A 12,533-nucleotide genomic window follows, 5' to 3' on the forward strand; every position below is an offset into this window, starting at 1 on the left:
TCGCCTCTCCTCGGGCACATGTCTCCTCAGTGCACGGGCCGGAAAGTGACCCGACGCAGAACCACGTCCTCGGCGACGTCACCGAGCTTCCGGTCGTTCACGTAGGCGTGGGCACGCAAGCGGGCGAGCGCGTCGCCGAGACCGATGCAGAGCTGGACCGACACCATGCCCGTGGCCTGGTGCACCTGGGCGCGGTGCTCGGTGAATTCGAGATCGATCACTTCGGCGAGACCGGGCCTGCCGACGTCGACATCGGCGACGGCGAGGGTGATCGCGGCTTCCGCGCAGACCAGAGCCTCCGCCTGGCCTTCCCGCGAAGGGAACCCGGCGAGATCGCGATAACAGTCGACAACGCCCATTTTGATCGCACCGGCCTGAATGGGCACCGCGATGATCGATTTCACGCCTCTGTCGATCGCCTCGGGCGCGAACATCGGCCATCGGAGTGCCGCCTCTGAACTGGTCACATCCGTTACGACGAGGAGCATACCGCCGTTCAGCACTTCCAGAGCCGGTCCTTCGCCCAAGGTGAACTGCAGATCTTCCAATTCGCGGCTGCGTTCGTCGGTGGCGAAGACCGGCTCGGCCAGCCCTCCCCCCGTGACGAGCGTGAGCCCGACTCCGGCGGCTTCGAGAACGTCTCCGCAGACGACGCAGGTGTGTTCCACCGTCACCGCCGAATCGGTTTCCGAAGCGAGAAAACGCAGCTTCGCCCAGACTCGGGCGGCGCGATCGGGCCGTTGAGGCCTCATGGCGTGCCTTTCGGCGTGTCCGGGATCGGACGAGCCCGCCGGGGCCAGGGCGAACGGCGCGGACAGTTTGCGCGCGCCACGGCCATTCTCTCACGATTTCGTCTCTTTGCCGTCCTCGCAACGACTTCTTCGGCACCAACGCAGTAGTCCGATGAGCTGAATCACCTTCGTCGGAACGGCTCAGGCGGGCTCCAATCGTCCGTTCAGCCGGTTTCGGCTCCCTGGTCCGCGCCTAGGGTGGGACTCACGTCCGCTTGTCCTGGTCCTCGGCAACGGCGCTCGTCAGCGAGCTCTGGAGGGGCCATGTGCGTTCGCATTCTCGAAACCCGGACCAAGCGGGAGAATCCGCTGCTCCGGCTGTTGATCCGTATTCAGCTCAAGGCGTCCTGGCGCTGAGCGCAGGCGCGCAGCCTGCTGATCGCCCGGTGTTTGGTCACTCGCACGCGTGATGACGTCGTGCCGAGCGCCGCCGCCGTCTCGTTCGACGTCAGCTGGCCGATCACCCGCATTCCCAGCACTTCCCGGTGCGAGACCGGCAGCATCCGCAGCAGTTTGCCGAGCCGGACCCCGAGTTCGGTCCGCAGGGCGCGCTGCTCGGGCTCGTCCGCCGCGACAGCCGGATGCTCGGGGAGTTCGCCGGTCAGGATCTGCCTGCTCCGCGCCGCCTTCCGGAAGACGTCGGCGACCTTGTTCGCCGCGATGGCGCGCATCAGGAACAGGAAAGAACCTCCGCGCAGGCCGTACCCGGGAACCGCGACGAAGACCGCGAGGCAGATCTCCTGCGCGACGTCGGCGGGTTCGAGATAGGTCAATTCATGGCCGCCTAGGCGGGATTCGGCGTACTGCCTCGCCCACGGCGAGAGGGCGGCCATGAGGTCGTCCATGCCTTGCGGCCCGCCGTTCGCCGCGGCCTTGGCCAGTTCGTCCCAGCAGGCAGGCGAAATCCACGTCTCACCGCCGCCGGTTCTTCGCACCGGAAAATCGCCGCCGTCCATGCCCCGCTCCCCACGGATGAGAAAACCCGGCCGCCGGGGTCCAGGACGGAACGCCGACCACGGTAGTCGAGATATCCGGCCACCTCAATCGACGAACGTCCGAGACAAATTGTCCGCCCCGGCGCGAAACCGGACAGATTCCCACTGCTGGTCTAGACATGTTGCGGCCCGGGACGTAACTTTCCGTGCTGAGACCCCTCGCCAAGGTCACACCCAGGCCGGGAACGCGCCCCCGGCCGACATCCGCAAGCACCGCCGCGGCGCGTTCGCGCTCCCGCGGCGGGATTCAGCCGAGGAGTGCACTGTGCGCATCCGTCAGAAGATCCGGCGCGTCTTGACCGCGTTGGCGGTCGTTCTCCCCCTGGTCACCGGAGTCGTGACCCTCGCGGCACCCACCGCGGTCGCCGCCGGTCCCGATCCGCTGCCGCTCACCGTCACCAACAATTCGAACCGCTCCGACGCGGTCTACCTCTACGTGCTCGGCACGAACCTCAACACCGGCAGGCTCGGCTACGTCAACTCCGGCGGTGCCTTCACCCCGTGGCCGCCGGGCGCGAACCCACCGAGCCCCGCGCCGGACGTCGCGATCGCGGGCCCCGGCAACGGCGGCTCGACCACGCTGCGGATCCCGCGCATGCTCTCGGGCCGCGTCTACATGTCGTTCGGGCAGAAGATCAAGTTCTTCCTGACCCCGGACGGGCTGGTGCAGCCGGCGCCGTGGGCCGGCGGCGACCCGAACCGCGACATCCTGTTCGACTGGAGCGAGTTCACCTACGACAACGGCGGACTGTTCATCAACAGCTCGCAGGTGGACATGTTCAGCGTCCCGCACGCCGTCGGGCTGACCAACGGCGCCGGGGTGAACAAAGAGGCCGGGCGCCTCAAGGCGGGCGGCCGCGAAAACATCTTCAACGCGATCCAAGGGCAGTCCGGTTTCTCGAACCTGGCGTACAACCGGCTGCGGGTCCTCGCGCCGGGCAAGGGCCTCGATTCCGGCAAGTTCAGCGGGAACTACTTCGACGGCTACGTCACGAACGCCTGGAACACCTACAAGTCGACGCCGTTGACCGTCGTCCCGTTCGAAGCCGAACCCGGCAAGAAGTTCACCGGCCGGACCGGCGGGGACGACGTCATGCGGTTCACGAACACCTCGGGCGCGACGGTGGCCTCTTTCGGCAAACCGAGCACCCGCGACGTCTTCAACTGCGACGGGCGGCTGCAGGCGCCGAACGACCAGGTCGTCGGCCCGATCGCGCGGACGCTGTGCGCGGCGCTGCACCGGTCGACCCTCGGCTCCCTGCACACGCAGCCGACGTATGACGCGGGCCAGTTCTACAAGCAGTCCGTGACCGACCACTACTCGCGGATCGTGCACGAGCAGATGGTCGACGGCAAGGCGTACGGGTTCGCCTTCGACGACGTCGGGCATTTCGAGTCGCTGGTGCACGACGGGGATCCGCGCACCGCGCGGATCATCCTGACGGCGTTCTAGGGCTCAGCGCGCCGCACTCCCGATCCGCCAGGCCGAGAAGCCGATCCCGCTCGGCACGAGCGAGAACGACGGCGGCTCGGGAGTGTGGGCGCGCTCCAGCTCCTCCGGTGTGTACCGGGCACAGTTCCGGTGCCATTCCAGGATTCCGGACATCCAGTCCTTCAGGTTGTCCACGTACCTGGTCAACACCGCGCGGACCTCGTCGTCGAGCCCGAGGTCGTCGCACATCCGCGGCAGCTCCTCGTCCGCGAGCTGCTCGAACTGTTCCATCCGCGCGTTCATCAGCCGGGCGGCGATGTCGCGGGCTTCGATCCGGTCCACCGCGAGGAACCGCTCGACGACGTAGACGAGGTTGTGCGTCTCGCCCTCGTACTCGATCTCCTTCTGGTACGAGAACAGGTCGTTGGAGAAGGCCGCGTAGTCCTGCGCCGCGGTGTCGAGTTCGAACAGCACGCGGTTCTGGAAGAGCTCCGGCGGCACGACGTCGCCGAGTTCGAGGAGGGCGAGGCTCTTCGTGAGATCGGAGCCGAACGTGCGCCGCCGCATCTCCACGTAGTCGACCGGGTCGGGGACGCGGTTCTGCGTCCGGTTCGCCACCTCCCAGACCCAGCTCGCGGTCATCCTCTCGACAGCCCGCCGGAACCCCGCGCGCGCGTGCGGGCTCAGCGGTCCCGCGGTGCGGTTCCAGAGATCGGCGAGCCCACGCTCGATCGGATCCGCGGCCTCGGGCACCCGCTCGCCGTCGAGCGGCATGAAGAGGGAAAGGCGGTCACTGCACAGTTTCGCCGCGACGGGGTCCTTCTTCGTCCCGAAGACCAGGGGGAAGTAGTCGTCGGCGTAGGTGCCCCACGTGAGCCAGCCCGTGGACAGCTCGAGCCGGTCCGGGTCGGCGTCGGGATGGATCATCGCGGCACAGTGCGCCAGGTCGGCGGCGCGGCACCGGCGCTCGTCCCAGATCGCGCCGTCGCCGAGCATGCCCATCTCCCGCGCCCAGCCGGGCGCGTACTCGCGGGCGGCGGCGAGATGCGGGCTGGTGCGGACGGGGTACGGCATACGGAATTCCGGCAACGGCAGCCGTCCCACCTTCGGATGCGGCGCGGGCGCCTGCTGCCGCGTCCGCTGGACGAGGCCCAGCCGGTTCGGCGAAAGCCACGGCGACCCGGTGCCCTCTTTCATGTACCGGCTCGACCGGCGGTGCCATTCGTGGCCGCCGGACTGCCAGTCCTGCAGGCCTTTGACGTACAGGCCGACCGCGATCTGCCCGGGCAGCGAGACGTCGTGTTCGGCGAGCGACGCGGGCACCTCGACGAGCGCGGTGTTCTCGAACTGCTGCAACCGCGAGGTCAGCAGGTCGTTGGTGAGCTCGGCGGCCTCCTGCGTCGGGCAATCGAGGAACTTTTCGAGGACCAGGACGGCGTTGGAGTTCTCGCCCTCTTCACGCACTTCGCGTTGGTAGGAAAAGAGGTCGTTGCGGAGGTGGACGGCGTCGGCGAAGGTGTCGCGCAGGACTTCCATCGGCCTGGTCGCCGCGATCTCGTCCGGCACTTCGGCGCCGACGGCGTACTCGATCAGGTTCGCCGACCACGGCGCCCCGCCGACGCGGCGGCGCATCTGGATGTACTCGATGGGGTTCGCGATCCGGCCGCGGTCGATGTTGTCCAGTTCCCACAGCGATTCGACCATCAGGTTGTGCGTGCTGGTGACGAAACGCCGTCGCCACGCTTCCGACATCGAGGGAATGGTGCGCGCCCAAAGGTCCTCGAGCCCGGCTTCGGCGGGGTTCCCGGGTTCCGGCGACGTTTCCCCCGGCCCGGTCATGAACAGTTCCAGCCGGTCCAAATAAGCCTTCGCGCCTTCGATGTCCCGGGTGTACTTGAATTGCGCGAGGAAATCGTCGTCGAAGAAGAACACCCACACGTACCAATCCGTGACCAGATCGAGGGACGGCCCGTCACAGTCCGGATGAGTGTGCGCGCAGAGCAGCGCGTAGTCCATCTTCGCCAGCGCCTGCTCGGTCCAGACGACGCCCCCGCCGGGAGACGGCGAATCGAGCATTCCCTTCTGCCTGGCCCAGGCCATACTGTGCGTCCGCGCGGCTTCCAGGTGCGGGTTCATCCGCGCCGGATGCGGAACGTAGAACTCGGGCAAGGTGAATGCCTGCATCTGCGACTGCCTTCCGGACGGACGTCGAATACGTCTCGACATTTCCAGCCGCCCGCCGCGCCGGGCAACGGCCACCCGAGCGATTCGGCGCACCACGGAGTGAATCAGTTCGTTAGCCTTCGATTCCCCTTGGCGGTCACGACCGGACCTGTGACGACCAGGACACGAGACATCTCCGTCCCGCGACGCGGACGCGGGCGGGCGTCGGCGACGGTGAGGGGTGTGTGGAAATAGGGACACTCAACGTCCCTATTTCCACACACCCCACCGTCGCGGGCTCAGTTCCAGAGGGACTTCGAGTCGACATACGGCGCGAGCAAGCCGGTCAAGACCGCGTCACCGTTCCCGTTCAGTTCGTCCTCGGCGATGCGCCGCGCGACGCCGACCAGGAAATCGGCGACCTGCACCCGCGCGTCCGTCCTCGAGTCGACGAACTCGAGCCCGGCCAATCCCGGACTCGACTCGATTTCGGTGAGCCGCTCCCCTCTGAGCGACGGCTGTTCGTCGTGGACGAGGAAGACCGACTCGCCGTCCTCGCTCCAGCGCCCGACGGCGCGGAGGATCGCGGGCACCAGCGGATCGAGGACCTTGGCGTCACGCAACTCGGCGACCTTCGCCCGCAGTTCCCCGGTGTCCCCGGCCATCGCGAAGAACGACCCCGCCGCCGGATCCCGGCGGTTCCGGGTCCGCAGCACGTCGTTGAACGCGGCGAGCAGTTCGTCGTCCGGCGAGACGTCCAGGCCGAGGAGCCCGCGGAGTTCGTTCGCCAGCAGCAGTTTCTTGTCCACGAGGTACACGTGCGCACGCCCGTGGACCGGGCCCAGCGGGCCGAGGAACCATTCGAGGACCCGCCGGTGCTTCGTGCGGAGCAGGTGGTTCGCCTTGTACTCGACGGCCGGCGAGCGGATCCTGCGCCGCAGTTCGACCAGGCAGGCCGCGGCCTCGTCGAGGCTCAATCGGACACCCGCGTGCGCGAACACGTCGGTCTGCCCGCCGATCAGTTTCTCGCCCTCGGACCCGGACTCGTCGCAAGCGATCTCCAGGGGCACGCCGCGGATACTGCCCGACGCGACCGGCGACGTCGACCCACTTACGCGGGTTCGGGCAGCGGCGCACCCGTCTCGAGCAGGGTCTTGAGGCTCGAAAGGATCGACGGCCAGCCGCCCTTGACCATCTCCAGCGCGGTGCTGCCCTCGTCGAAACCGTCGTGGACCACGGTCAGCTTCACCGTGTCGCCGACGGGTTCGAGGTCGAACGTCACCTTCGACCGTGACTCGGCCTGCAGCTTCGCCGACACGTCGTCGTCGAGCCCCACCGATTTGGCGAACTCCGGCGTGAAGGTGTGCCACGTGTAGGACAGCCGCCGGTACGGATCGGACTCCAGCACGACCTGTTCGGAATCCTCCAGCTTCACGCCGAGCTGCTCCCAGGCCATCGTCGAGCCGGGCTTCCAGTCCGAAGTGAACTCGCAGCCCCAGTACTGCTTGGTGAAGACCGGATCGGTCAACGCCTTCCAGAGGCGCTCGGGTGTCGTCCTGATGTAGCTGGTGTAGACGAATTCGGTGGTACCCATGGGTTCTTGCTCCAATGCCAGCTTGAGGTCGGCGAGTGCGTCGACCCGGCCTCGGTGATACCGGTCGATCCAGCGCTCGGCGATCGCGTTGATCGGCTCCGCGTTCACGTAATGCAGCTTCTCGCGGCCACGCCACACCGTGGTCACCAGATTGGCCGCCTCCAGCACGGCCAGATGCTTGCTGACCGACTGCCGCGCCATGTCCAGCCCCGCGCACAACTCGCGCAGGGTCTGGCCGTTGCGGGCGTTCAGGTCGTCGAGCAACCGGCGACGGCTGGGGTCGGCCAGCGCCTTGAACACGTCGTCCATTTCGGTCTCCCTGATATGCAGCCTCACGGCTGCCTTTACAGGTTAGGCAGCCAGAAGGCTGCATGTCAAGGAACGACCGCACGACGAAGGAGCCGGGACGGGGAACGTCCCGGCTCCTTCATCGGCCAAGTTCTCGCCGCCGACACTCAGACCGGGATGTCCCCCGGCGTACCCCACTGGGTGGTGAACAGGTTGAGGCCGTACCAGACGCCGTTCGCCGGACGCCACACCACGAAGTCCGCCCGCGGATCGCCACCGAAATTGCCCGCCATCGGAACGTCGCCCGCCGCCCCCCACTGCTGGGTCGCGATACCGAGCACGTACCAGACACCGTTGCTCGGCCGCCACACGGCGAAGTCCGAGCGGCCGTCCGCGTTGAAATCACCCGCCACCGGAATATCGCCCGCGATCCCCCACTGCTGGGTCGCGATTCCCCGCGCGTACCAAACTCCGTCACTGGGACGCCAGACGGTGAAATCCGTCTTGCCGTCCGCGTTGAAATCACCGGAAACCGGGACGTCACCGGCCACACCCCACTGCACCGTGGCGATACCGAGCACGTACCAGACGCCGTTGCTCGGGCGCCAGACGGCGAAGTCCGAGCGGCCGTCACCGTTGAAATCGCCGGTCAGCGGAATGTCGCCGGGCGTTCCCCATTGCTGGGTCACGACGGTACCGGTACTGCTCTGGATGATGTACCAAATACCGTTGCTCGGGCGCCACACGGCGAAGTCGGCCAGATGATCACCGTCGTAATCCGCGGCCACCGGCACGTCACCGGAGACACCCCATTGCCGAGTCGCCACACTGCCGTTGCTGCTGCGAATCACGTACCAGACACCGTTGCCAGGACGCCAAACCGCCTTGTCGGCAAATCCGTCGCCGTCGAAATCCGCGGCGGGTTTCTGCGATGCGGGCGAGGCGGTGACAGCGACATCGGCGTCGTCCGCGCCCGCCACCGGTGGAATTACGAGCAGACCCGCCAGCAGACCCGCCAGCGCCGTCGCAGGCCGAATAATTCTTCGCATTTTCCGGAACCCTTTCCGTTCGATGGATTCACTCTTCCCAGTTCGCTCCGCTTGGCCGAAGATAAGGACCGGGGCAGTTGCAGTCTGACACCGGCGGCACCACATTGTCAGTCAGGGTTCCGTCTGACGGACCGAGGGAGGGGATTTCAATGGAGACAAAGAAAAGACCAAGAAGCGTCCTCGTCGGCGCTTTCACCCTATTGGATGCGCTGATACGACATCAAGGTGAAGCTGGATTGACTCAGCTGGCAAATTCCTGCTCACTGCCAAAAGCGACCGCACACCGTTTACTCGAGCAATTGACCGAACTGGAGGTTGTCCAGCGCAGCGAAAACCGCTATCGCGTCGGCGCGCAGGCATTCCGGCTCGGCCAATCGTGGCAGCCGTATCCACGATTGCTGGAACTCGCCCGCGGCAGGCTCCGCGAGCTGGCCGCGGCCACCCGGGCCAGTTCGGTACTCGCCGTACCGTGTGACGGGCGCATCCTGATCGCCGCCGCCAGCCTCATCCGGCCGGAGCACGACCTTCTCTTACGACCGGGATCGACAGTGCCGCAACGGATCGGCCGCTTCTCCCCCGTCTGGCAGGCCGAGCACGGCCTCGTCGTCGCCGAAGCGTCGGTCAGGTTGCCGACGGGCGGCACGGTCGGTTCGATCGCGACCGTGATCGCCGTGCCGCGGTCGCCCGGTGCGGTGTCCGACGCCGTCGCCCGCACCGCCAGGACCCTGAGCGCGGCACTCGTGAATCAGTCCGCGACGGATGACCGGGACCGCCGAAATTCGATCTTGAGCCGCCAAGGGGGCTCGAACCCCTGACCTTCTGTTTACAAGACAGATGCTCTACCAGCTGAGCTATAGCGGCCTTGCCCGGGACAGCCCGGGCACGCCCAGTATATCGGCGCCCGCTCAGCCCTCCGCAGGCCGCACCCAGGGCTCGCCTGCCACGGCCCGGAAGGCGTGCGCGAAAGTCACGGCGGTCGCCGGGTCTCGGCGGTCGGCGACGTAGTACCAGTTCATCCGGACGGCGTCCGGCGTCACTTCGAGGACGCCGGGGCCGTGCGAATCGAGCTCCACGAAGCGCACGTGCGGGTTCAGTGCGCGGATCGCGGCCTCGACCTTCAGCGAGCCCGTCCGCGGCGGGACGCCGAGTTGCTCGTCGATGTTGTCCGAGGTGACCGACGGGCACACGAACTCGACGGCGACGCTCGTCCCGTCCCGGGGCACGTCGTTCGCCCACGACGAGTGGACGTCGCCGGTCAGGAACACGGTGTTGCCGCGGCCTTGCGCGGCGACGGCGTCCAGCACCCGGCGGCGGTCGGCGGTGTAGCCGTCCCATTGGTCGGTGTTGACCGTGGTCGGCTGGCCGTCGAGGAGGTCGCCGAGCGCGAGCCGTTCGCGGCTGGGCAGCACCGGGACCTTGATCGGCGTGACCATCACCGAATTCCCGATCACGTTCCACGACGCCGTCCCGCGCGCCAGGCCCTCCAGGAACCATCGCCGCTGCTCGGCGCCGAGGATCGTGCCGTCCGACTCCTCCGCCGGATCGGGCTGCTCGGTCCGGTAAGACCGCAGGTCCAGCATGGTGAGGTCGGCCAGTTTCCCGAACTTCAGCCGCCGGTACAGCCGGTCGCCGCGATGCCGCACCGGCATCCATTCGAAGTACGCCTGGTGCGCCGCCCGCATCCGGTCGCGCCAGGCGCCTTCGGTCGCCGGGTCGTGCGAGGGCGAACCGCCGGACCAGGCGTTGTCCGCGGCCTCGTGGTCGTCCCAGGTCGCGACCATCGGATGCCGCGCGTGCAGCCGCCGAAGGTGGTCGTCGGTCTTGTACATCGCGTGCCGCCGCCGGTAATCCGAGAGGGTGATCAACTCGTTGGGCGGTACCGAGGGCCGGAGATCATTCGCAGGATTGGGATTCCCTTCGTAGAGGTAGTCACCCAGGTGGATGAAGGCGTCAAGATCGTCGCGGCCGGCCAGATAGCCGTAGGGGGCGAAGTGACCGACAGCCCAGTTCGCACACGAGACCACCCCGAACCGCAGCCTCGCGACGTCGTCTTCGTGCGCGGGCGCGGTGCGCGTCCGCCCGGTCTGCGAGACCTTCCCGCCCGACGTGAACCGGTAGTGGTACGCCGTCGACGCGCACAGCCCGCCCGCCGTCGCCTTCACCGTGTGGTCGCGTTCGGGCCCGGTCCGGAGGTGACCGCGAGCGACGACGCGCGCGAATCCGGCGTCCTCGGCCACCTCCCACCGGACCTCCACCGACGGCCCTTTTCCGGATCCCGGAACGGCTTCGGCCGAGGGGGTGACCCGGGTCCAGAGGAGCACCGAATCGGGCATCGGGTCGCCCGAGGCCACCCCGTGCGCGAAAACCGGGGCCTCCGCCCCGCTAGATGCACCCGAAAGGGTGAACGTCGCCGCTGTTCCGGCCGCGGTGACCCCGGCCGCGCGAAGGGCGGAACGCCTGCTCAAAGAGGACGCCATGGCATGCAGTGTGCCGTAAACCGGCGAAGCCGCGATGATCTTGCTCAGACGTGGTGGACGCCACTTCGGGTTACCTGCAACGGTCGGGCCGCCGGGCCCGATGGTCCTCGGGAAAGTCTCTTGAAACAACCGAGCGGACAGAGTGAGGAGGTGGATCGATCATGAAGATCAACGAGCACACCAAGGGGGCCCGGAACGGCAGACGCGGTGACGACAGGAACCAGGACGAAACACCCGAACGCGGCGAATGGTTGCTGGAGGCGCCGCGCCAGCGTGACGGTGAGCGATCGATCCACCAGGCTCGTTCGCACCGCCCGAACCTGCTGCGCCGCCGCGCCTGGCAGATCCTCGAAGCCCCGACGGCCGAACAGCCCGCCGTCGACGGCGAAGAGACGATGGGCCCGAAGCCGCCCGACGACACGACGGTCAACTTCGTCCTGGATCTCGTCCTGCGCATCGGCGAGGTCCAGATGTCGAGCGGCGCGGGCGCCTCCGACGTCACGGCGACGATCATCGCGCTGACCTCCGCGCTCGGCCTCCCGCACTGCGAGGTCGACGTGATCTTCACGTCGATCACGGTGACCTGCCACCGCGGCACCGACATGGCACCGGTGACGGCGCTGCGCGTCGTCCGGTCCCGCAGCCTCGACTACACACGGCTCACCCAGACGGAGACGTTGGTCCGCAGGATCGTCCGCGGGAACATCGGTGCCGAAGAAGCCCAGCAGGAACTCCAGCGGATCACGACCGCGCCGCACCCGTACCCCCGCTGGGTGGCCACGGCCGCCTGGGGCGGGCTGGCCGGGTTCATCACCCTGATCCTCGGCGGCAGCATCGACGTCGCGCTGGTCGCGATGGTGATCAGTGCCGTCATCGACCGGCTCGGCCGCTTCCTGAACCGCTACGCGCTGCCGTTCTTCTTCCAGCAGGTGATCGGCGGCCTGGTCGCGACCCTGTCCGCGATGGCGATAGTCAGCAGCGACCTGCTCACCACGAACAAACCCACGCTGGTCGTCGCGGCGGCCGTCACCGTGCTGCTGTCCGGTCTTTCCACGGTTTCCGCCGTGCAGGACGCCATCACCGGCTACTACGTCACGGCGGCCGGGCGCACGATGGAAACCGCGCTGATGAGCGCCGGGCTGATCGCGGGCGTGGTGCTCGCCCTGAAGATCGCGCTCCTGCTCAAGATGCCGCTCACGCCGCTGCCCGAGGTCATCTCCTCGACACCGCAGGATCTGCCGATCATCATCGTCGGCAGCATCGGCGCGTCCGCGTGCTTCGCGCTCGCCTCGTATTCGACCCTGCGCGCGATGATCGTCGCGGGAGCGGCGGGCGCGATCGGCGGCGCGGTGTACGGCGCGCTGATGCTGACCGATTTCGAAGCCGTCAGCTCTTCCGCGATGGCCGCGACGCTGGTCGGGTTCTGCGGCGGCGTGCTCGCCAGGCGGCTCAAGGTGACGCCGCTCGTGGTGGCTGTGTCCGGCATCACGCCCCTGCTCCCCGGTCTTTCCACCTATCGTGGTCTATACCAATTGGGCGTCGAGCCCGGCGGGAACATCTCGACGCTGATGACCGCGGTCGCGATCGGGCTTGCCCTGGCAGCGGGTGTGGTCCTCGGCGAATACCTCGCGCAGCCGGTGCGCACGGGCCTCGGCAGGCTCGAACGCAAATTCGCCGGACCTCGGATGGCGGGCCCGATGGAACCCGCCGAGCGACGCTTGGAGTGATCGCGCGACGACCGGCC

Annotated in this window: 10 protein-coding genes and 1 tRNA gene; 3 read left to right on the forward strand and 8 right to left on the reverse strand. The window is 67.7% G+C overall.

Going from position 1 to position 12,533, the window contains the following annotated elements; all coding sequences use genetic code 11:
• Positions 1–26: 26 nt before the first annotated feature.
• Both HDA45_RS17175 and HDA45_RS17180 read right to left on the reverse strand, forming a co-directional pair.
• Positions 27–752, reverse strand: coding sequence for a GAF and ANTAR domain-containing protein (locus HDA45_RS17175; RefSeq protein WP_184896533.1), 726 nt, complete (start codon positions 750–752; stop codon positions 27–29).
• A gap of 371 nt (positions 753–1,123) precedes the next feature.
• A complete protein-coding gene (locus tag HDA45_RS17180) occupies positions 1,124–1,747 on the reverse strand; it encodes a sigma-70 family RNA polymerase sigma factor (RefSeq protein ID WP_184896535.1) in 624 nt (207 codons plus the stop codon).
• A 304-nt stretch (positions 1,748–2,051) separates the two neighbouring features.
• Between HDA45_RS17180 and HDA45_RS17185 the strand changes: the two genes are divergently transcribed.
• Positions 2,052–3,239, forward strand: coding sequence for a beta-1,3-glucanase family protein (locus tag HDA45_RS17185; RefSeq protein WP_184896537.1), 1,188 nt, complete (start codon positions 2,052–2,054; stop codon positions 3,237–3,239).
• A 3-nt stretch (positions 3,240–3,242) separates the two neighbouring features.
• Here HDA45_RS17185 and HDA45_RS17190 read toward each other — a convergent pair whose 3' ends face one another.
• The 4 genes from HDA45_RS17190 to HDA45_RS17205 form a co-directional block, all read right to left on the reverse strand.
• Positions 3,243–5,402 carry a terpene synthase family protein gene (locus HDA45_RS17190; RefSeq protein ID WP_184896539.1) on the reverse strand — a complete coding sequence of 720 codons (2,160 nt, stop codon included), beginning with the start codon at positions 5,400–5,402 and terminating at the stop codon, positions 3,243–3,245.
• Positions 5,403–5,680: 278 nt separating this feature from the next.
• Positions 5,681–6,451, reverse strand: coding sequence for a DUF3800 domain-containing protein (locus HDA45_RS17195; protein ID WP_343072087.1), 771 nt, complete (start codon positions 6,449–6,451; stop codon positions 5,681–5,683).
• Positions 6,452–6,492: 41 nt separating this feature from the next.
• On the reverse strand, positions 6,493–7,284 hold the full coding sequence (locus tag HDA45_RS17200) for an ArsR/SmtB family transcription factor (RefSeq protein WP_184896541.1): 792 nt from the start codon (positions 7,282–7,284) through the stop codon (positions 6,493–6,495).
• A gap of 146 nt (positions 7,285–7,430) precedes the next feature.
• On the reverse strand, positions 7,431–8,312 hold the full coding sequence (locus HDA45_RS17205) for an FG-GAP repeat domain-containing protein (RefSeq protein WP_184896543.1): 882 nt from the start codon (positions 8,310–8,312) through the stop codon (positions 7,431–7,433).
• A gap of 149 nt (positions 8,313–8,461) precedes the next feature.
• On the opposite strand from HDA45_RS17205, the gene HDA45_RS17210 reads away from it, so the two are divergent.
• Positions 8,462–9,127 (forward strand): helix-turn-helix domain-containing protein, encoded by a 666-nt coding sequence (locus HDA45_RS17210; protein ID WP_184896545.1) that lies wholly within the window; start codon positions 8,462–8,464, stop codon positions 9,125–9,127.
• On the opposite strand, the gene HDA45_RS17215 is transcribed toward HDA45_RS17210, so the two are convergent.
• Positions 9,101–9,173, reverse strand: a tRNA-Thr gene (locus HDA45_RS17215). The two genes, HDA45_RS17210 and HDA45_RS17215, sit on opposite strands and share 27 nt — an antisense overlap.
• 44 nt (positions 9,174–9,217) lie before the next feature.
• Positions 9,218–10,789 carry an alkaline phosphatase D family protein gene (locus tag HDA45_RS17220; RefSeq protein WP_246480732.1) on the reverse strand — a complete coding sequence of 524 codons (1,572 nt, stop codon included), beginning with the start codon at positions 10,787–10,789 and terminating at the stop codon, positions 9,218–9,220.
• Positions 10,790–10,950: 161 nt separating this feature from the next.
• Here HDA45_RS17220 and HDA45_RS17225 point away from each other — a divergent pair, with 161 nt between their 5' ends.
• Positions 10,951–12,516 carry a threonine/serine exporter family protein gene (locus tag HDA45_RS17225; RefSeq protein ID WP_184896546.1) on the forward strand — a complete coding sequence of 522 codons (1,566 nt, stop codon included), beginning with the start codon at positions 10,951–10,953 and terminating at the stop codon, positions 12,514–12,516.
• The last annotated feature ends 17 nt before the right edge of the window (positions 12,517–12,533 follow it).

This window comes from Amycolatopsis umgeniensis (assembly GCF_014205155.1).
Classification (GTDB): domain Bacteria; phylum Actinomycetota; class Actinomycetes; order Mycobacteriales; family Pseudonocardiaceae; genus Amycolatopsis; species Amycolatopsis umgeniensis.